Below are 18,899 nucleotides of genomic sequence, written 5' to 3' on the forward strand. Positions count from 1 at the left end.
ATGCAGATTCCACTCTCCGTGATGGACTTCCTCGACCGGGCCGAGCTGGTCTACGGCGACCGGGTCGGCATCGTCGACGAGCCGGTGCAGCCGGCCGAATCCTGGGGCGAGCTGAGCTACCGCAGGGTCGCCGAGCTGGCCCGGGCCCAGGCCGCCGGGCTGGACCGGCTCGGTGTCGGGCCGGGCGAGCGGGTCGCGGTCGTCTCGCACAACTCGGCCCGGCTGCTGACCTCCTTCTTCGGGGTGAGCGGGCACGGCCGGGTGCTGGTGCCGGTGAACTTCCGGCTGAAGGCCGAGGAGGTGTCGTACATCGTCGAGCAGAGCGGCGCCTCGGTGCTGCTGGTCGACCCCGAGGTCGCCGACTCCCTGCACGGGGTGGTCGCCAAGCACAAGTTCGTGCTGGGCGCGGACAGCGACGCCGTGCTGTACGACTTCGACGGCACCCCGCGGCGGTACGCGGTGGACGAGAACGACACCGCCACCATCAACTACACCAGCGGAACCACCGCCCGCCCCAAGGGCGTTCAGCTCACCCACCGCAACATCTGGCTGAACGCGACGCTGATGGGCCTGCACTACGGCGCGAACGACCGGGACGTCTACCTGCACACCCTGCCGATGTTCCACGCCAACGGCTGGGGCCTGCCGTTCTCGCTCACCGGCCTGGGCGCCCGGCACATTGTGCTGCGCAAGGTGGACGGCGCGGAGATCCTGCGCCGGGTCGAGCGGCACGGGGTGACCTTCCTGTCCGGCGCGCCGGCCGTGGTCCAGATGGTGCTGGACGCGGCCGCCGACCTGGACGGCCCGGTGCCCGGCCGGGACCGGGTGCGGATGATCGTGGCCGGCGCCCCGCCGCCGACCTCGGTGGTGCAGCAGGTCGAGGAGCAGCTGGGCTGGGAGTTCATGCAGCTGTACGGCCTGACCGAGACCTCCCCCGCCGTCACGGTCAACCGCACCCGGGCCGAGTGGGACGCGCTGCCGGCCGCCGAACGGGCCGAGAAGCTGGTGCAGGCGGGCGCCCCGGCGCTCGGCACCCAGCTGTGGGTGGATCCCTCCGGGGAGGTGCTGGTGCGCTCCAACACCGTGCTGGACGGCTACTGGCAGCAGCCGGAGGCCTCGGCCGAGGCACTGCGGGACGGCTGGTTCCACACCGGCGACGGCGGCACCCTCACGGACGGGCAGCTGACCATCTCCGACCGCAAGAAGGACGTCATCATCAGCGGCGGGGAGAACGTCTCCTCGATCGAGGTGGAGGACTGCCTGTACGACCACCCGGCGGTCGCCGAGACGGCGGTGATCGGCGTGCCGCACGAGAAGTGGGGCGAGACGGTGAAGGCGCTGGTGGTGCTCCGGGAGGGCCACGAGGCGGTCACCGAGGCCGAGTTGATCGCGCACTGCAAGCAGCGGCTGGCCGGCTACAAGTCGCCCACCACGGTGGAGTTCCGGGACGCCCTGCCGCGCACCGCCACCGGGAAGCTGCAGAAGTTCCGGCTGCGCGAGCCGTACTGGACCGGGCGGGAGCGCCAGGTCAACTGACGAGCCCCGACTCCCTTGCCGCGAGGGCGAGTTCGGTCCGGTTTCGGACGCCGAGCTTGTGCATCGCGGACTTGAGGTAGCCCGTCACCGTGTTGCAGGTCAGGCCCAGCCGGGCGGCGATCTCCGGGTTGGTCCGGCCGGTCGCCGCCCAGCGCAGCACCTCGTGCTCGCGCGGGGTCAACGGCGGTACGGGGGCGGACTTCCGGGGCCGCTCGCGACTCCAGGCGGCGGCCCCGGCGAGCGCCCGGGCCGCCGCCCTCGCCAGCGTGCCGACCGCGGAGATCCGCACGTCCCCGAACGGGACGACGGTGCGCAGCGAGGCGTACACCACGCCGTGCACGGTGCCGCCGTCCATCAGCGGGACGGTGAGCATCGCGTACAGGTCCTCGGCGGCCACGGCCGCGTCGTAGTGGTGCGAAATCGTCGTCGCCGCACGGTAGTCGGGCACCCAGGTCGGCGCGCGCTCGGCGAGCGCCCGGCCGCCGAGGCCGAGTCCGGCCGGGACGGGGACGTCGTGCAGCAGGTCGGCCCGGGTGCCGGCCCAGTGCCGCAGCACCATGCCCTCGCTGTCGGGGCGGCTGCCGGGCAGCGGCTCGGGCACGCCGACCAGGCCGACGTCGGCGCCGCACTCGGCCACCACCCGGCGGGCGAGGTCACCGAGCACGGCGTCCCGCACCAGCTCGGCGGCGCGCGCGGCCAGTTCGGGGTCGTCGGATCGCGCAGCGTCGGCGACGGGTTGCGCAAGGTGGGGGTCCGCAGCCCTGGTCATCGCGGAATTGTCACACGCGGTGGGGCCGGTGGCGAGAGTCCTGACATGCGTGTTTCGTGGAGTCGCGGACACCGGCGGCCGGGCGGGCATAGGGTGCGCCCGTACGCTACCGGCGGGTAGCAACTGCCGGACGGCAACCGCCTTCGACCGGAGGGAAACCGATGACCGACCCGAACGCCCCGGGCGACGTCCTGGGCGGACTGCTGGCGGACCTGCGGGACGAGAGCGCGGTGCTGGACGACCTGGTCGCCGGGCTGCCCGTCGGGGGCTGGGCCCGCCCGACGCCCGCCGAGGGCTGGACGGTGGCGCACCAGATCGCCCACCTGGCCTGGACCGACGACTGGACGGCCCTGGCCGCACGCGACCCGGAGGGCTTCGGCACCTCGCTCGGCGGGCGCTTCACCGAGCTGGTGGCGGCCGGCACCGACCCGGTCGAGGAGGGCGCCCGCACGGGTGCGGCCGCCGAGCCCGCAGCACTGCTCGCCCGCTGGCGCGCCGGCCGGGCGCAGGTGCTGGCCGCACTCGCCGCCGCCCCGGCCGACGTCCGGCTGCCCTGGTTCGGCCCGCCGATGAAACCCGCCTCGATGGCCACCGCCCGGCTGATGGAGACCTGGGCGCACGGCCAGGACGTCGCGGACGCACTCGGCGCCACCCGTGAGCCCACCGACCGGCTGCGGCACATCGCCCACCTGGGGCTGCGCACCCTGGGCTTCGCCTTCACCCTGCACGGACTGCCCGCGCCCGAGCGGCCGGTCCGGCTCGACCTGACCGCGCCGGACGGCGGGACCTGGTCCATCGGCCCGGCCGGGGCCGAGGACGTGGTGTCCGGCCCCGCCCTGGACTTCTGCCTGCTGGTGACCCAGCGCCGCCACCGGGACGACCTCGCCCTCACCGCCACCGGGCCGGTCGCCACCGCCTGGCTCCCGATCGCCCAGGCCTTCGCCGGGGCACCGGGCAAGGGACGGCAGCCGGAGGCGCAGGCGTAGGGACCGATCCGCTCAGAGGCCGATCCGCTCAGAGGCCGATCCGGAGCGGGGCGAGCCGGGTGGCGATCAGGTTGGTGGCGCCCCGGTCGCGCTCGATGTGCCCGTGGACCAGCAGTCCGGCCCGGTCCAGGGCGGTGCGGCGCTGGGACTCCCAGACCGGGCGGTTGCAGATCACGTTGATCAGCCCGGTCTCGTCCTCCAGGCTGAGGAAGAGCACCCCGCCGGCCGTCGGCGGCCGCTGCCGGTGGGTGACCAGGCCGCCGACCACCACCGCCGTTCCCGGCGGTACGTCCGGGAGCCGGTCGGCGCAGAGGGCGCCGCCGCGCTCCAGCCGGGCGCGCAGATGCTGGAGCGGGTGGCTGGTGGCGGAGGTGCCGGTGGCCCACAGGTCGGCGATGGTCTCCTCGACCGGGCTCATCCCGGGCAGCTCCGGTGCCTCGGTGCCGGGCGTGGTGCCGGGGATCAGATCGGCCGAGATCCCGGCGAACGCCCCTGCCGCCCACAGCGCCTGACGCCTCGTCAATTCGAAGCAGTCGAAGGCCCCGGCCGTCGCCAGCGCCTCCAGGGCGGGCCCGGGCAGGCCGGTGCGGCGGGCGAAGTCCTCCAGGTCCGCGTACGGCTGCCCGGCCACGATCGCCTCGGCCTGCGGGGTGCCGATGCCGCGCACCGTCTCCAGGCCGAGCCGGATCGCCGGCTGCGGGCGCCCTGCCGTCAGCGGCGGCTTCGGGGTCGGCCCCCGGTACGGTTCCAGGGTGGGCCGCGCCCCACTGGCGTTGACATCCACCCCGCGCACCCGCACGCCGTGCCGGCGGACGTCCGCGACCAGGCTGAGCGGCGAGTAGAAGCCCATCGGCTGGTTGGCCAGCAGGGCACAGGTGAAGGCCGCCGGGAAGTGGTGCTTCAGCCAGGCGCTGGCGTACACCAGGTAGGCGAAGCTGATCGCGTGGCTCTCCGGGAAGCCGTAGTTGGAGAAGGCCTCGATCTTGCCGTAGACGTCCTCCGCGACCTCGGGCGGGATGCCGCGCTCGGCCATCCCGCCCAGCAGCCGGTCGCGCAGCCGGGCGACCCGCTCGTGCGAGCGCTTGGCGCCCATCGCCTGCCGCAGCCGGTCGGCCTCGGCCGGGGTGAACCCGGCGCAGTCGATGGCGAGTTGCATCATCTGCTCCTGGAACAGCGGCACCCCCAGGGTCTTGCCGAGCGCGTTCTCCATCAGCGGGTGCGGGCAGCCGGCCGGCTCCGCCCCGGCGCGGCGGCGCAGGTACGGGTGGACGGAACCGCCCTGGATCGGTCCGGGGCGGATCAGCGCGACCTCGACCACCAGGTCGTAGAAGTGGTCCGGCTTGAGCCGGGGCAGGGTCGCCATCTGCGCCCGGGACTCGACCTGGAACACGCCGACGGTGTCGGCCCGGCGCAGCATCGCGTACACGCCCTTGTCGTCGTCCGGGATGGTGGCCAGGTCGTAGCGCAGACCGTGGTGCTCCGCGACCAGGTCGCAGGCGTCGTGCAGGGCGGCCAGCATGCCGAGGCCGAGCAGGTCGATCTTCACCAGTCCGGCGCCGGCGGTGGACTCCTTGTCCCACTGGAGCACGGAGCGCCCGGGCATCCGGGCCCACTCGGTGGGGCAGATCTCGCCGATCGGCTCCCGGGTGAGCACCATGCCGCCCGAGTGGATGCCCAGGTGACGGGGCAGGCCGTGCAGCTGGGTGGCGAGCTGGAGCACGTCGGCGGGGATGACGGCGTCCGCGCCGGGGGCCGAGCGGAAGTCGGTCTGCCGGCTGAACGCGTCCACCTGCCCCTGCGGGTAGCCGAGCACCCGGGCTGCGTCGCGGATCGCCAGCCGGGGCCGGTAGGTGATCACATTGGCGACCTGGGCGGCGTGCTCGCGCCCGTAGCGGCCGTAGACGTACTGGATGACCTCCTCGCGGCGGCGGTTCTCGATGTCCAGGTCGATGTCGGGCGGCCCGTCCCGGGCCGTGGAGAGGAAGCGTTCGAACAGCAGCTTGTAGTGGATCGGGTCGACGGCGGTGATCCCGAGGGCGTAGCAGACCGCCGAGTTGGCGGCCGAGCCTCGGCCCTGGCACCAGATGTCCCGGCTCCGGCAGAAGTCCACGATGTCGTGCACGATCAGGAAGTAGCCGGCCAGGTCGAGGTCCTCGATCACGTCCAGCTCCCTGCCGAGCTGGCGGCGGGCGGCGGCGTTGCCGGGGCCGAAGCGGCCCGGGCCGCCGGCCGCGACCAGGGCGCGCAGATGGCTGATCTCGCTCTCGCCCTCGGGCACGGGGAAACCGGGCAGCTCCGGATCCAGCCGGGCGAAGTCGAAGGCGCAGGCCCGGCCGAGTTCGGCGGTGGCCCGCTGCACCCCGGGGAAGCGGGCCAGCCGGCCGGCCATCTCGCGGCCCGAGCGCAGGTGCGCGGTGCCGGCCGCCCTGGTCCAGCCGACCGCGTCCTGGAGGGTGCGGCGGTCGTGCAGCGCGGCGAGGCTCTGCGCGAGGCGGCCCTGGGCGGGGCCGGCGTGGTGGGCGTTGGTGGAGGCGACAACGGGGAGCCGCGCCGTCGCCGCGAGGGCGGCGAGGGCGTCGTTGCGCCGGTCGTCGCCGGGCAGCCACTGGTCGATCAGCTCGACGTGGACGTTCTCGCGGCCGAACGCCTCGGTGAGGGTACCGAGCCGGCGCTCGGCCTCGCCCCGGTCGGGCAACGCGGCGGGGACCCGGCCGAGCCGGCAGCCGGTGAGCACCGCCCAGTGGCCGTCGTGCGCCCCGGCGAGCGCCGCGAGGTCGTACACCGGACTGCCCTTGGCGCCGCCGGCCAGCTGGGCGGCGGCGATCGCGGCGGAGAGGCGGCGGTAGCCGGCCGGGTCGCGGGCGAGGACCAGCAGGTGCTCCTCCGCCCCGCCGTCGCGGACGGTCAGCTCGGCGCCGAACACGGTGGCCAGGCCCGTGCCCCGGGCCGCCTCGGCGAGCCGGACGGCCCCGTACAGGCCGTCGTGGTCGGTGATCGCGAGGCTCTCCACGCCCAGCCGGACCGCCTCGGCGACCAGGTCCTCCGGGTCGCTGGCGCCGTCCAGGAAGCTGAAGGCGGAGTGGACGTGCAGCTCGGCCCAGGGCTCGGCGGCCCTCCCGGAGCCGGTCCCGAACCCGGGCTCCGCCGGAGCGGGAGCGGGAGCGGGAGGGGGGGCGGGAAGGGGAGCGGGAGGGGGAGGGGATTCGGGAGCGGGGGGAGCCTCGGGAGCGGGGGGAGCCTCGGGAGCGGGGGGAGCCTCGGGAGCGGGGGCAGGCTCGGGAGCGGGGCGGCGCAGCGGGACGACCGTGCGGTCCGGCGCCGCGCCGGTCAGCCGGCGGTGCAGCTCGCTCCAGGGGAGGGTGGGGTGGCTGGTGAAGCCCATCGGGGGTTGCCTTCGTCGTTCTCGTGCTCGTTCCACTCCCCCCGGGTCCGGGCCGACCGCTAGTCGTAGCCGGCCTCCAGGTACCAGGCACCCCCCTCCACGGTGAGCAGCAGCGCCCGGCCACCGCCCACCACGACCTGGAACCGCGCCCGGCGCCGGGCCAGCGACTGGTCCCACCAGTACTCGACCGCCGGCCAGGGACCGGTCCAGCCGTCCACCCGCTCCTCCCGGCCCCGGACCACGACCAGGGCCGGCCGGGCCGACACCCCCGCCCGGCCGTCCACCGTGACCGGCCGCCCGGCCCCGTCCAGCACCCGCACCGGCGCGGGCTCCCGCAGCACCACGGCGGGCCACACCTCCGGCAGCCGCCCCGGCCAGGGCGCGTCGGCCGCCACCGCCGCCTCGTACGGCTCGCCCCACGGCACCTTGACCGCCTGCTCGCCCGGGCCGCGCCCGCCGGCCGGCTCGATCCGGCGCAACCCCGCGTGGCCGAGCACCGCCTGCACCCGGGCGACCGCGCGCTCCACCCGGTCGTCCGCGACGGCCCGGCCCCACAGCGCGAGCTGGCGGCCCTGGTCCGGGGAGAGGCCGTCGGGGGCCAGCCGGAGCAAGGTGAAGCCCGTGTCCTCCCCGCCTTCCCCGTTGCCGGCGAAGGTGCCCGCGCCCTGCCAGGCCTGCAGCTGCCAACGGACCCGCTCGGCCAGCGCCGTCGCGGACAACCGGCCCTCGTGCCGCCACAGCCGGGAGGCCGTCCGACCGTCCGCGCAGGCCACCTCGACGGCCACCCGGCGGCAGGTCAGCCCGGCCCCGGCCAACCGCCGGTGCAGCTGCTCGGCCAGCGTGCGGGCGACGAACACCAGCGGCTCGGCCAGCGGCTCCGGCGGGTCGAAGCGCTGCTCGACGGCGAGGTCAGGCTCCTCGTCGCGCGGCACCAGCGGGCGCGGCTGCAAGCCGCGGGCCAGCCGGTGCGCGACCGTCCCGGACGGGCCGAAGCGGTCCGCGACCGACTCGGCCGGCAGGGCGGCGAAGGCCCCGACGGTGGGCAGGCCGAGCCGCCCCAGCAGTTCGGCCAGCGTCTCGTCGCCCAGCGCGCTCACCGGGTACGGGGCGAGGAACTCCGCCGTCCGGCCGGCCGGGACCAGCACCCCGGCCCGGGCGGCGAGCACGGCGGCGAACAGGCCGTCGGCGACACCGACCCGGGCCTGCGGGGCGGCTTCGGCCGAAGCGGTCCGGGTCTGCGGAACGGCTTCGGGTTGGGAGGTGACTTCGGGCCGGGAGGCGGCTTCGGGCCGGGAAGCGGTTGCCGGTCGGGCCTCGACGGCCACCGCGCCCGGGACGGCGTCCGGGACGAGGGGCCGTCCGAGGGCGTCCGCCACCGCTCTGCCGACCTTGCCGGCCAGCGCCTCCTCGCCGCCGAAGTAGCGGCCCGGGCCCTTCACCGGGATCGCGCACAGTCCCGGACGGATCACCTCCACCCGGGGCGTGAACGCCTCCACCGCCGCGACCACCGGCTCGAAGCGGCGGGTCTCCGCCTCCGGGTCGCGGTCGCGCAGCTCCAGCTCCGGGCAGAGCCGCTGGGCCAGCTTGAGCCGCTGCCCCTGCCGCACCCCGGCCGCCCGGGCGCCCGCCGAGCAGGCGAGGATCCGCCCGCCCTCGGTCACCGCGACCGGGTCATCGCCGGTGACGGCCACCACCGGCCAGTCCGGGCACCAGACCACCAGCACCCGGGGGGTTCCGTCGTCCGCCATCTCAGACCACCGCCGCCACGCGGGGTGCCATCGGCTCCGCCGCCGGTAGCACTGGTAGTGCCGGTAGCGCTGGTAGTGCCGGTAGCGCTGGCAGTGCCGGTTCCGCCACCGGCTGCGGCCGTCCCTGTCGCGGCTGTTCCTGGAGCGGGCGCACCGCGCCGTGCTCGTCGGGCAGCCAGAGCCGGGCCGTCCGGCCGCGCACCGCCGAGCCGCGGCCCTCGGCCACCACCTCCACCTGCCGGCCGACGAGCTGCCCGTGGCCGTCGCCCAGCCCGAACCAGCGCCCGGAGCGCACCCCCAGCCGCAGCACCGCGCCCGGCCACGGTCCGGCGACCAGCAGCACGCAGCCGCTGCGCCGCAGCACCGCCGTCAGCCGGGCGGCCAGCTTCGGCGGCACCGGCCCGTCCGGGCGCAGCATGATCAGCTCGACCGCGCCGGCCAGCACCGAGACCACTTCGGCCCAGTGCGGCCCCGGATCGTCCGCGACCAGCAGCCGCCGCAGGTCCAGTCCGTACCCCTCGGCGGCGGCCAGCCCCAGGTCCGGCAGTCCGACCGCCGCGGCCCAGCCGCCCTCGGTCTCCTTCACCCCGGCGGCGAGCGCCAGCAGTAGCCCGGTGTCCCCGCCCGCCACCGACACCGCCGTCCCCCGGCGCAGCCCGGCGTCGGGCAGCACCTCCCGCAGCGCGGACGGCACCGGCAGCAGCCCCCGGGGCTCCGCCGTCCGCCCGGTGGCCGGTGTCGCCCGTCCCTCTCGCTCCTCCCGCTCCCCCGGCTCACCCCGCTCCCCCCGCTCCCCCGGCGCGGCAGCCGGGGACGCCACCGGGCGGAGCACGGGGCGTGCGGGCTGCTCGGCGGTGGATTCGAAAACAGATTCGAAAACGGGCACACCCCCAGGATCGAACATTCGTTCGCAAAGATTCAAGTCCGACCTGGTCAACCCACCCGTCACTCTCCGTGTACCCGGCCGCTCGCGCAGGCCGTACGGGCCGTGGCACGGCCGTCGGCGCCCCACCGGGAACCCGGACGACTTTCTGCGGCGCGGGCCGAATCCTTTGGAGTGGCCCGCGCCTCTTATAAACGTTCCGACAAACGTCGGGTACGGGATCCGGAGGTAGTGATGATCATCGGAATCGGCATCGCCGTCGCCCTGGTGCTGCTCTGCACCTGCACGCTCGCCGTGAAGCGCAAGCGAGCCGGACGTGGCTGAATCGACCTGGCCCGGCGAGCAGTTGATCGCCGCCGCACAGGCCGGCGACGTCGACTCGATCGCCGCGCTGGTGTCGGGATCGCACCCCAATGTGCAGCGGTTCGCCCGTTCCCTCTGCGCCACCCCGGAGGACGCGGAGGACGCGGCACAGGAGGCCCTGATCATCCTGTACCGCAAGATCGGGATGCTGCGGGCCTCCGGCGCCCTGGCGTCCTGGATGTTCCGCATCGTCCGCAACGAGTGCCTCCGGCGCGCACGGACCCGGCTGCGGGACCACGGCGCACCGCTGCGACAGGACGTCTGCGTGGACTCCGCCGAGGAGGCCGCCCTGCGCCGCCTGGAAGCCGGCACGGTGGCGGCCGCGGTCGCCGCCCTGCCCCCCGACCAGCGCCGAGTGCTGATCATGCGGGACGTCCAGGGCCACAGCGGCCGGACGGTCGCCGACGCGCTGGGCCTCAGCACGGCGGCGATGAAGTCCCGTCTGCACCGGGCCCGTTCGGCGGTCCACCGGACGCTGCGGCCCACCACCTGAATCCGCCCGTGGAGGAAACGATGACCGGAACGACGCCCGGAACGAAGCCCGGAACCGCCACCGGCCCCGGGGGGCCCGACTTCGCGAGCAAGTCCCTGACCGAACACGTCGTGCGCGGCGTGGTGGGCATCGGCTCGCTGATCGGCTCGGTCGCCCTCGTCCCGGCGGTCGGGCCGGTCGGCCTGGCCCTCCTGCCGGTCGGCCTGCTCGCCCTGCGCGGCTGCCCGACGTGCTGGGCGATCGGCTTGGCACAGACCGTCTCGCGGGGCCGCCTCCAGCGCTCCTGCGAGGACGGCCGGTGCAAGCTGGCCGTCGCCGACCGCCACGACAGGCACGGGGAGGAGGCGCGGTCGGCGTTCACGGGCTCCACCGTCTGAGCGGCTCCCACCGGAGGGCGGTGGGGGGCGAGGGGTGACGGCGGCGGGAGGGCGGAGGCCGAGGGGGTGGCGGGAGGGCTCGTCCCGTCGAAGTCCGGGCCTCCGCCCCGCGCCCCCCGTGTTCCGCCGGTCGGGCGGCGGCACTGGCCCGACCGGGTTACCGACAAGCGTTTTTTCCTTGACAAATTTTTTTGTCGGTCGGATGCTGGAACGGTGCTGGAAGTCGCCGTGATCGAAGAACCCGCTGCGGCCGAGGCCTCGCTGGACCCCATGCGGTCACGCCTCCTCGCCGCCCTGACCGAGCCCGGCTCGGCCGCCATGCTGGCCGCCCGGCTGGGGCTGCCCCGGCAGAAGGTCAACTACCACCTGAAGGAACTGGAGCGGCACGGCCTCGTCGAACTCGCCGAGGAACGCCGCAAGGGCAACGTCACCGAACGGGTGTACCGCGCCACCGCGTCCTCCTACGTGATCTCCCCCGGCGTCCTGGCCGCCATGAGCCCGGACCCCGCCCGCTCCCCCGACCAGCTCTCCGCCCGCTGGCTGCTGGCGCTCGGCTCCCGGCTGGTGCAGGAGGTCGGGTCCCTGCTGACCGGCGCCTCCCGGGCCCGGCGGCGGGTCGCCACCTTCGGCATCGACGCGCAGGTGCGGTTCGCCTCCGCGGCCGACCGGGCCGCCTTCGCCGAGGAGTTGGCCCAGTCCGTGGCCGCCCTCGTCAGCCGCTACCACGACGAGTCCGCCCCCGGGGGCCGCAGCCACCGGGTGGTGGTCGGACTCCACCAGATCCCCTCCGCACAGCCCGGGGCGGAGACGGAGGCGGGGGCAGCCGGGGCCGGGGCCGAACCGGCCGGGACCGGGCCGGCCGGGACCGGGCCGGCCGGGACCGCGCCGGAGGCCGACGCCGCCGGCAGCGCGGCAGAAGGCGCCGGAACCGCACCGAACCAGGAGAACCCACGATGACCCACCCCTTCGAGATCGCGCTGGAGACCTCCCTCCCGGCGAGCCCGGAACAGGTCTGGGAGGCGATCGCCACCGGACCGGGGATCGACTCCTGGTTCATGGGCCGCAACGAACTGGACCCGCGCGAGGGCGGCACCGCCGTCATGGAGACCGGGGGTCACCGCGCGGAGGCGGTCGTCACCGCCTACGAGCCCGGCAAGCGCCTGGCCACCCGTACGGCCGCCGGCGAGGACGGCCGGTTCATGGCCTTCGAGTACCTGATCGAGGGCCGGGACGGCGGTGCCACCGTGCTCCGCGTCGTCCACAGCGGCCTGCTCGGCGACGACTGGCAGGACGAGTACGACGCGCTGCGCCGCGGCTGGCCCTTCCACCTCCACACGCTGCGCGAGTACCTCACCCACTTCCCCGGGCGCACCGCCGTCCCCGTCTTCGCCGCCGCGCCGTCGGCCGGCCGACCGGAGCCGGAGGTCCGGGCCCTCCTCGCCCACGCCCTGTCGCTGCCGCTCCCGGTCACCGCGGGCACGCGGGTCCACGGCGAACCGGCGGGCCTGCCCCCACTGGACGGCGAGGTGGCCTGGGCGGACGACGAACGCTTCGAGGTCCGCACCGCCGACGGGCTCTACACCTTCCACCACGGCTCCGGCCTGGTGCTGATGTTCCACCACCTCTTCGGCCCGGCTCCGGACGGGTCCGAGGCCGCCTGGCAGCAGTGGCTGTCCGGGGTCCTCGGCCGACCTGCTCCTTCCGGCCGTTCGGACCTCCCCGGCCCGACCGGCCCGACCGGCCCGACCCAGCCTGACCGACACGGCCGACTCACCTGACCCGACCTGCCCGGCCCGACCGCTCCAGATCCGCACGAGAAACCGCACGAGAACCGAGGAACCACCCATGCGCACCCTGATCAGCACCGCCTTCGTCTCGCTCGACGGCGTCGTCGAGGGCCCCGGCGGCGAACCCGGCTACCGCAACTCCGGCTGGACCTTCAAGGACATCGAGTTCCTCCCCGAGGCGTTCGAGATCAAGGGTCGGGAGCAGGAGGAGGCCACCGCGATGCTGCTCGGCCGGGTCAGCTACCAGGCGTTCAGCCCGGTGTGGCCGGACATGCCGGAGTTCGCCCGCTACAAGACGCTGCCGAAGTACGTCGTCTCCACCACCCTCACCGAGGACGACCTGGTGCCGAACTGGGGCGGGACCACCATCCTGCGCTCGCTCGACGAGGTCGCCGCGCTGAAGGAGACCGAGGGCGGCCCGATCATCGTCCACGGCAGCGCCGCCCTGAACCGGGCCCTCTCGGACGCCGGTCTGATCGACCGCTACCACCTGCTCGTCTTCCCGCTGCTGCTCGGCGCCGGCAAGCGCCTGTTCAGCACGACGGACAAGGACACCCAGAAGCTGAAGCTGGTCGAGCACGAGGTGTACGGGAACGGCCTGCAGAAGCAGGTCTTCGACGTCGTCCGCTGACCGCTCCCCGGCTGCTCCCCGACCGCTTCCCCTGCGTCGGCGGCGAGAGCGTCGACGGGGTCGGGGCGGGGGCGGCCCTCCTGTCCCGTGCCCGATGCCCGATGTCCGGTGTCCCGTGCGGCCGTGCTCTGTGCTCTGCGTCCCGTCCCGTCCCGAACCGTCAACGCTCCGCTGCGGTGCGGTGCGCCAGATGAACACCTCGCCGCTCGGCTGCCGCTCCGAGAAGAGCCCCGACGGCGAGGTCCGGGCGAGGAGGCCGCGGAGGTCCGACTCGAAGGCCGGGCGGCGCTCCGCGAAGAAGTGCGGGGCCGAGGAGGAGAGCGAGAAGACGCCCGCGACCGCCTCGTCGGCCGTGCGCTCCAGCGGTCGCCCGCCCGGGACGACGATCCGCTGCGGGCCGGTGAAGCCCGCCCGGGTGAGGACGGCGGCCTCGCCGTCCGGTGTGCCGTGCGGCAGCAGCCCCTGCCCGGCGCGGCGGACCGGGCCGAGGTAGCGCCGGACCAGCTCGCCGATCGCGGCGTACGGGACCGGCGGGTGCGGCAGCCCCTCGGTGGGCCGCGGTTCGCCCTTCAGGTCCGAGACGTGCGCCAGGGCGCCGCCGGGCCGCAGCACGCGCCGTACGGTCGCCGCCACCAGGTCGCGGTCCATCCAGTGGAAGGACTGGCCGAAGGTCGCCAGTGTGAAGGTGCCGAGGCCCGAGGGCAGTTCCTCGGCCCGGGCCCGCACCCAGGTGGCCTTGGGCTCCGCGGCGCCGGCCCGGCGCGCCTCGGCGGTCATCCCGGCGCCCGGGTCCACTCCGACGACCTCGCCGAACAGGTGCGCCAGGCCCAGCGCCAGCGTGCCCGGCCCGCACCCCACGTCGAGCAGCCGCCCCCGCCCGTCGAGCCCCAGCGCCTCGGCCGGCGCCTCCGCCAGTCCGGGGGCGGCCGGGTTCGGCCAGAGGTTCGGACAGGGATCCGGCCAGGGAACCGGCCTCGGGCGAACGGAGTTGATCCTGGCACGAGTTGACTCCTGGCCGGACGTTCGCGGGGCGGGAAATCGATGGACAGGCATTCCGTGATCAGCAGACTGATCCCATGACCGTGACAGATGACAAGACCGATCTCCGGATCTACATCCAGGACGCCCGCGACGCCCTGCTCTGGAAGCTCGAAGGCCTCTCCGAGTACGACCTGCGCCGCCCGCTCACCCCCACCGGAACCAACCTGCTGGGCCTGGTCAAGCACGTCACCGGCGCCGAGGCCCTGTACTTCGGCGACACCTTCGGCCGCCCCTTCCCCGAACCGGCCCCCGTGTGGATCACCGGCGGGACCGAGCCGAACGGCGACCTGTGGGCGCGGGCGGACGAGAGCACCGAGGAGATCACCGGGCGCTACCGGCGGGTCTGGGCACACTCCGACGCCACCATCGAGGCCCTGCCGCTGGACGCCGTCGGCAAGGTCCCGTTCGGCGCCGGCCACGAACAGACCCTGCACCGGGTACTCGTCCACATGATCGCCGAGACCCATCGCCATGTGGGACACGCCGACCTGGTCCGCGAACTCGTGGACGGCGCCACCGGCCAGCGCTCCGACGGCGCCAACACCGCCCCCGGCGACGCCGACTGGTGGCGGGCCCACCACGACCGCGTGGAGCAGGCGGCCCGGCAGGCCGGCAGCCTGGCCTGAACCGTCAGCTCCCGTGCGGGGCCGCGTCCGCGCCGACGTGCCGCACCACGGCCGCCGCCCGGTCGGCGAGGGGCCCCGGGGCGATCGGTACACACACGTACCCGAACCCGGCATAGGCCTCCCGGTGGATCCGCTCGAACCGCAGCGACTCCTCGTACGAGATGCGCCGGGCCTCGGACGGAGTGACGAAGCCCGGGCTCTCCACGAAGAACACCCGGCGCTCGTACACCCCCGCCTCCCGGATGCGGTCGAGCTCCCGGGTGAGGGCCCGGGTCACCGAATGGCCGAGGTACACCGCCAGGGCGTACGTGCACACCGGCGAGCGATCGAAGAACCGCACCTCCCCCGGTCGGCCGACGGCCCCCTCCTGCCGCCGCCGCTGCAGGTCGACCACCGCGTCCACGAACGACGGGGCCGTCCACGGCTCCGGCTCGCCCTGGGCCTGCCGCAGCGCGATGACGTCCGTCGCGGCCTCCTCGACCACCGGATGGCCCGCCCACTCCAGCCACCGCAGGATCGCCGTCTTCCCGGCCCCCGGGGTGCCGGTCAGCAGGTAGCGCTTCATCCCCGCACCCTACGGGCCGGGTGGAGCGGCAGCGAAGCGGCTCCCTAGGGTGTCGGGCATGGGGACATCCGGCGTGACGGGTACGGAGCAGGGCGCGAGGGTGACCGTCCGGTGCGCGGACTGCGGCGGCGACGCGGTCCGGAGCTTCGGGCAGTTCCTGCTGCACGGACGGGAGTTGTGGTGGGACGCCGAGCGCTTCTGCCCGCGGTGCGGCGCCGCCTGCTGCGAGGACGCGGGCCCGGAGGCCGCACCGCAGGACGTCCGCGAGACGCTGCTGACCACCCACGGACCGGCCCGGCTCCGACTCACCGGGCCGCTCACCGACCCGGTGGCCGCACTACGGACGCTCCGCGAAGGAGCGGACATCACACTCCGGCAGGCGCGGGAACTCCTCGACGAGCTGCGGGACTTCGGCCTCAGCGGGACAGCCGTCGAGATGGCGTACTGGCGGGCGCGGCTGGCCGAGCGCGGAATCGAGGCGGAGGTGGCGGACAGCTTCGGGAGGGCGTACCGGTACGTGGGGCCGCCGGAGCTGCGGGCGGCTGGTGACGGCACCGGCGGCGGGGGCTGTGGCAGTGGCAGTGGCAGTGGCGGCGATGGCGGTGGCGGTGGCGGTGGCGGTGGCGGTGGCGGTCAACGGTTGCGGACGGAAGGCGAGTTCGCCGCCTGGGCGGAGGAGCGGTCGGCCGAGGAGCTCGCGGAACCGTTCACCTTCGTGGTCGACCTCGGCGGCGCACTGCGAATCGCTCCGCGCCGCAGCGAGCATGTGGACTGTGCGGGCGGGGAGTTGGTGCTGAGCGCCGGGGAGATCGGGTTCCGGCGGTCACCGGACGGATGGGAGGTCGAGACGGTCGGCAACCACTCCACCGGCTACTGCCCCGACACCACGTCCTGGCCCGCCGTCGCCGCCGCCCTCGCCCGCCTCGGACTGCCGCACCCCGACGCCTTCACCCACGCGGTGGTCTTCCGCCGCTGCCCCCGGTGCGCCCGCTGCAACCTCGTCCGCGAGGAGCACTACGCCTGCGTCTTCTGCGACGCGGACCTGCCCGAGCACTGGAACGTCGACGGGGCCGCGCTGCCGTGAGCCGCCCGGGCGCCCCCTCCGCCCCCGCACGGCGAGCGCCCCGGGCGACCAACCGAACCACCCCGCCCCGCCCCGCCCCCGGCCGGCCGCTCACACCGACCCGCCGCCGCACCCCTCCCCCGCTCGGGAGTCCTCGGTGTTGTCGGGCCGGGCCGCTAGGGTCTGTGGGTCACGGGGCAGGCAGGGAAAGGGTTGGGGCACGTGGGATTTGTGCGGGCGGCGGAGCTGCCGGGTGAGGTGGTGCACGCGGGGAGTCGGGAGTTCCTGGTGCGGGAGGGACTGCCGGCGACCGGGGCGTTCCTGGACTTCGAGGCGCTCGGGGACGGGGAGCTGACGGCCTTCCCGGCGGAGGCGGAGCGGCTGTTCGTCCTCGGGGAGACGGAGTACTGCACGCCGTTCGCCGCCGGCGGGAGCCTGGTGCTGCTGGACGGGGTGACCGGCGAGGTGTTCCTGGACAACGGTGGCCCGCGGCGCGACCTGCTGGCCTCCGGCGTGGCCGCGCTGGCGGGCCTGGTGCGCGAGGTGGACGCGGTGGCCGAGGGGGCCCGGCGGCCGGAGGCACTGGACGGGCGACGCGGGCCCACCGTGGTGGCCGAGGTGCTGGCGGGGGCCGAGCGGCGGATGCGGGAGATCGATCCCGGACTGTTCGACGACGGATCCGCTCCGCCCCCGCACTGGGGCACCGCGCTGCTGGTGCGGGCGCTGGGCTGGGGCGCGCTGCCCGGCGGGCCGGGCGGGCCCGCGTACGAGACGGCCCCGGAGCTGGTGGCGGAGCTGGCGGCGCTGACGGACCAGGACGGCGGCCCCGGCCGGGTGCACCGGTTCCGGCCCGAGGAGCTGCCCGCCGCTCTCGTGCACGAGCCGACCCGGCGGCTGCTGACCGAGGTCGGCCTGCCGCTGGGCGGGGCGATGTTCGGGGTGTGCGAGGAACCGCTGGTCACCATGGGCGAGGCGTACCCGGAGTACTTCGACGGCGAGGAGGAACGGCCGTACCAGCGGGACTTCCTCGCCCTCGGGGACTGGCCCACCGACCTCACGATCGCCCTGGACGGCGCCACCGGCCGGCTGGAGCTGCCGGACTGGTACGACGACGGCCACCCCGAGGCCTACCTGAACCGCGACCTGTCCGCCCTGCTCTACGCCCTCTGGACGTACGAGCGGCTGCGCGCCGAGTGGGACCGCTGGGACTACGGCCGTGCCCGGGGCACCTGGGCGGTGTTCGATCCGCAGGCGCTGCTGAGCGCGGTGGTGGACCGACTGGTGGAGACCGTCGACCCGGAGGCGTTCGCCTCGCCCGGCTGCTCCTGGCGACTGCTCGCCGAGGACGGGCACATGGGCGGCCTGCTCGGCTGAGCGCTTCGCCCGGCCGGGCTCTGGTGACGGGCGGCGGGCGGGGCGCCGACGGGCCGGTGCACCGGCCCGCCGGTCGACGCGCTGTGGGCGGCGGGAGGGGTGACGGGCCGGGCGTAGGCTGAGCCGATTCGATCACTTGAGAAGGCATCGAAGGGAGCTGCGAGGGATGCGCAGCGGTACGGGGGAGCTCTACCGGGCGTTCGCGGAGAGGGAGGCGCACGGCAACTCGCCGATCTACCAGGAGCTGGCCGAACGCGTCGCCGATGACCGGCAGTTGTGTGCGCTGCTGGACGGGCTGCCCATCGCGAAGCGGCAGCCGAATCTGCTGTTCGGCGCGGTCCGGCACCTGGGCGGGCCGGTGACGGAGGGCTGGCCGGCCTTCCACGGCTGGGCGGCGGATCACTGGGCCGGGGTCTCGGCGACGATGCTGGAGCGGCGGACACAGACCAACGAGGCGGGCCGCTGCGCCACCCTGCTGCCGCTGCTGGCCGCGCTGCCGCAGCCGCTCGCCCTGATCGAGGTCGGCGCCTCGGCCGGACTCTGCCTGTACCCGGACCGGTATCGATACCGGTACCGGTACGTGGCCGGAGACGGGCGCAGGAGTGGAGGCGGGAGCGAGAGCGGCAGCGGCAGCGGCAGCCGGGCCTCGGTCGCCGAGTTCGGCGCCGAGGCGAGCCCGGTGACGCTGGACTGCGCGGTGAGCGGTCCAGTGCCGCTCCCCGGATCCCTGCGGGAGCGGCTGCCCGAGGTGGTGTGGCGGGCCGGGATCGACCTCAATCCGCTGGATGTGCGGGCCGAGGAGGACGTGCGCTGGCTGGAGTCGCTGGTCTGGCCCGAGCAGACCCACCGGCTGGACCGGCTGCGCGGCGCCGTCCGGGTCGCCCGGGCCGAACCGCCGCTGCTGGTGCGCGGCGATCTCAACGCGACGGTGGGCGAGTTGGTGGCTCGGGCCCCGGCGGGGTCGACGCCGGTGGTGTTCCACAGCGCGGTGCTCGCGTACCTGTCGCCGGAGGAGCGGGAGGAGTTCGCGGCGACGATGCGCGAGTTGCCCGGGCACTGGATCTCCAACGAGGCGGTTTCCGTGCTGCCGACCGTCGCCCGACGCCTCCCCCGCCCGGCCCCGGCCGACTCCGGACTGTTCGCGCTCGCGCTGGACGGGCGGCCGGTGGCCTTCACCGGGCCGCACGGGCAGTCCCTGGACTGGTTCGGCGAGGCGTGGCCCGGCGAGGCATAGAGGCAGACGAGGCACAGAGGCACGGGCGGCGCGCGCCGGTG

General features: G+C 75.1%; 16 protein-coding genes and 1 pseudogene. 11 read left to right on the forward strand and 6 right to left on the reverse strand.

What is annotated here, in order from left to right:
• The gene (locus ACFVUY_RS15755) at nucleotides 1-1,536 is read left to right on the forward strand and encodes an AMP-binding protein (protein ID WP_387730268.1); all 1,536 of its coding nucleotides are present in this window, start codon (nucleotides 1-3) and stop codon (nucleotides 1,534-1,536) included.
• Here the strand turns inward: ACFVUY_RS15755 and ACFVUY_RS15760 are convergent.
• A complete protein-coding gene (locus tag ACFVUY_RS15760) occupies nucleotides 1,529-2,305 on the reverse strand; it encodes a LuxR C-terminal-related transcriptional regulator (protein ID WP_387730270.1) in 777 nt (258 codons plus the stop codon). The two genes, ACFVUY_RS15755 and ACFVUY_RS15760, sit on opposite strands and share 8 nt — an antisense overlap.
• 161 nt (nucleotides 2,306-2,466) lie before the next feature.
• On the opposite strand from ACFVUY_RS15760, the gene ACFVUY_RS15765 reads away from it, so the two are divergent.
• Nucleotides 2,467-3,291 (forward strand): TIGR03084 family metal-binding protein, encoded by an 825-nt coding sequence (locus ACFVUY_RS15765; RefSeq protein WP_387730273.1) that lies wholly within the window; start codon nucleotides 2,467-2,469, stop codon nucleotides 3,289-3,291.
• A gap of 28 nt (nucleotides 3,292-3,319) precedes the next feature.
• Here ACFVUY_RS15765 and ACFVUY_RS15770 read toward each other — a convergent pair whose 3' ends face one another.
• From ACFVUY_RS15770 to ACFVUY_RS15780, 3 genes are read right to left on the reverse strand one after another with little or no spacing between them, the layout of a single operon-like run.
• Nucleotides 3,320-6,673 carry an error-prone DNA polymerase gene (locus ACFVUY_RS15770; protein ID WP_387730275.1) on the reverse strand — a complete coding sequence of 1,118 codons (3,354 nt, stop codon included), beginning with the start codon at nucleotides 6,671-6,673 and terminating at the stop codon, nucleotides 3,320-3,322.
• Nucleotides 6,674-6,732: 59 nt separating this feature from the next.
• Nucleotides 6,733-8,421 (reverse strand): DNA polymerase Y family protein, encoded by a 1,689-nt coding sequence (locus tag ACFVUY_RS15775; protein WP_387730278.1) that lies wholly within the window; start codon nucleotides 8,419-8,421, stop codon nucleotides 6,733-6,735.
• A gap of 1 nt (nucleotide 8,422) precedes the next feature.
• Nucleotides 8,423-9,307: a hypothetical protein gene (locus ACFVUY_RS15780; RefSeq protein ID WP_387730281.1), complete on the reverse strand. Its 885-nt coding sequence runs from the start codon at nucleotides 9,305-9,307 to the stop codon at nucleotides 8,423-8,425.
• 313 nt (nucleotides 9,308-9,620) lie between these two features.
• Between ACFVUY_RS15780 and ACFVUY_RS15785 the strand changes: the two genes are divergently transcribed.
• The 5 genes from ACFVUY_RS15785 (at nucleotide 9,621) to ACFVUY_RS15805 (ending at nucleotide 12,955) form a co-directional block, all read left to right on the forward strand.
• Nucleotides 9,621-10,160 (forward strand): RNA polymerase sigma factor, encoded by a 540-nt coding sequence (locus ACFVUY_RS15785; RefSeq protein ID WP_387730284.1) that lies wholly within the window; start codon nucleotides 9,621-9,623, stop codon nucleotides 10,158-10,160.
• Nucleotides 10,161-10,180: 20 nt separating this feature from the next.
• Complete coding sequence (locus ACFVUY_RS15790) at nucleotides 10,181-10,537, forward strand: hypothetical protein (protein WP_387730286.1); 357 nt, start codon at nucleotides 10,181-10,183, stop codon at nucleotides 10,535-10,537.
• Nucleotides 10,538-10,750: 213 nt separating this feature from the next.
• The gene (locus tag ACFVUY_RS15795; protein ID WP_387730289.1) at nucleotides 10,751-11,494 is read left to right on the forward strand and encodes an ArsR/SmtB family transcription factor; all 744 of its coding nucleotides are present in this window, start codon (nucleotides 10,751-10,753) and stop codon (nucleotides 11,492-11,494) included.
• Nucleotides 11,491-12,315, forward strand: coding sequence for an SRPBCC domain-containing protein (locus ACFVUY_RS15800; protein WP_387730291.1), 825 nt, complete (start codon nucleotides 11,491-11,493; stop codon nucleotides 12,313-12,315). The genes ACFVUY_RS15795 and ACFVUY_RS15800 overlap by 4 nt, the downstream gene beginning before the upstream one ends.
• Before the next feature lie 67 nt (nucleotides 12,316-12,382).
• On the forward strand, nucleotides 12,383-12,955 hold the full coding sequence (locus ACFVUY_RS15805; RefSeq protein WP_387692852.1) for a dihydrofolate reductase family protein: 573 nt from the start codon (nucleotides 12,383-12,385) through the stop codon (nucleotides 12,953-12,955).
• Between the two features lie 174 nt (nucleotides 12,956-13,129).
• Here ACFVUY_RS15805 and ACFVUY_RS15810 read toward each other — a convergent pair.
• Nucleotides 13,130-13,885: pseudogene (locus ACFVUY_RS15810) on the reverse strand (class I SAM-dependent methyltransferase); the annotation flags it as partial.
• Nucleotides 13,886-14,031: 146 nt separating this feature from the next.
• Between ACFVUY_RS15810 and ACFVUY_RS15815 the strand changes: the two are divergent.
• Nucleotides 14,032-14,622 (forward strand): DinB family protein, encoded by a 591-nt coding sequence (locus ACFVUY_RS15815; RefSeq protein ID WP_387692855.1) that lies wholly within the window; start codon nucleotides 14,032-14,034, stop codon nucleotides 14,620-14,622.
• 4 nt (nucleotides 14,623-14,626) lie between these two features.
• Here the strand turns inward: ACFVUY_RS15815 and ACFVUY_RS15820 are convergent, their stop codons facing one another.
• A complete protein-coding gene (locus ACFVUY_RS15820; RefSeq protein ID WP_387730294.1) occupies nucleotides 14,627-15,187 on the reverse strand; it encodes an ATP-binding protein in 561 nt (186 codons plus the stop codon).
• A gap of 58 nt (nucleotides 15,188-15,245) precedes the next feature.
• Here ACFVUY_RS15820 and ACFVUY_RS15825 point away from each other — a divergent pair, with 58 nt between their 5' ends.
• The 3 genes from ACFVUY_RS15825 to ACFVUY_RS15835 all read left to right on the forward strand — a co-directional run bounded on the left by ACFVUY_RS15825 (nucleotide 15,246) and on the right by ACFVUY_RS15835 (nucleotide 18,858).
• Nucleotides 15,246-16,271 (forward strand): hypothetical protein, encoded by a 1,026-nt coding sequence (locus ACFVUY_RS15825; protein WP_387730297.1) that lies wholly within the window; start codon nucleotides 15,246-15,248, stop codon nucleotides 16,269-16,271.
• Between the two features lie 201 nt (nucleotides 16,272-16,472).
• The gene (locus ACFVUY_RS15830; protein WP_387692861.1) at nucleotides 16,473-17,624 is read left to right on the forward strand and encodes an SUKH-4 family immunity protein; all 1,152 of its coding nucleotides are present in this window, start codon (nucleotides 16,473-16,475) and stop codon (nucleotides 17,622-17,624) included.
• Between the two features lie 166 nt (nucleotides 17,625-17,790).
• Entirely contained in the window at nucleotides 17,791-18,858 is a 1,068-nt protein-coding gene (locus ACFVUY_RS15835; RefSeq protein ID WP_387730300.1) for a DUF2332 domain-containing protein, read from the forward strand.
• The last annotated feature ends 41 nt before the right edge of the window (nucleotides 18,859-18,899 follow it).

The sequence above is a fragment of the Kitasatospora sp. NPDC058063 genome (genome assembly GCF_042885395.1).
Taxonomy (GTDB): Bacteria; Actinomycetota; Actinomycetes; order Streptomycetales; family Streptomycetaceae; genus Kitasatospora; species Kitasatospora lactacystinica.

Coding starts and splice junctions, on each gene's coding strand:
- ACFVUY_RS15755 (WP_387730268.1), top strand. CDS start 1: ATGCAGATTCCACTCTCCGTGATGGACTTCCTCGACCGGGCCGAGCTG.
- ACFVUY_RS15760 (WP_387730270.1), bottom strand. CDS start 2,305: ATGACCAGGGCTGCGGACCCCCACCTTGCGCAACCCGTCGCCGACGCT.
- ACFVUY_RS15765 (WP_387730273.1), top strand. CDS start 2,467: ATGACCGACCCGAACGCCCCGGGCGACGTCCTGGGCGGACTGCTGGCG.
- ACFVUY_RS15770 (WP_387730275.1), bottom strand. CDS start 6,673: ATGGGCTTCACCAGCCACCCCACCCTCCCCTGGAGCGAGCTGCACCGC.
- ACFVUY_RS15775 (WP_387730278.1), bottom strand. CDS start 8,421: ATGGCGGACGACGGAACCCCCCGGGTGCTGGTGGTCTGGTGCCCGGAC.
- ACFVUY_RS15790 (WP_387730286.1), top strand. CDS start 10,181: ATGACCGGAACGACGCCCGGAACGAAGCCCGGAACCGCCACCGGCCCC.
- ACFVUY_RS15800 (WP_387730291.1), top strand. CDS start 11,491: ATGACCCACCCCTTCGAGATCGCGCTGGAGACCTCCCTCCCGGCGAGC.
- ACFVUY_RS15805 (WP_387692852.1), top strand. CDS start 12,383: ATGCGCACCCTGATCAGCACCGCCTTCGTCTCGCTCGACGGCGTCGTC.
- ACFVUY_RS15815 (WP_387692855.1), top strand. CDS start 14,032: ATGACCGTGACAGATGACAAGACCGATCTCCGGATCTACATCCAGGAC.
- ACFVUY_RS15820 (WP_387730294.1), bottom strand. CDS start 15,187: ATGAAGCGCTACCTGCTGACCGGCACCCCGGGGGCCGGGAAGACGGCG.
- ACFVUY_RS15825 (WP_387730297.1), top strand. CDS start 15,246: ATGGGGACATCCGGCGTGACGGGTACGGAGCAGGGCGCGAGGGTGACC.
- ACFVUY_RS15835 (WP_387730300.1), top strand. CDS start 17,791: ATGCGCAGCGGTACGGGGGAGCTCTACCGGGCGTTCGCGGAGAGGGAG.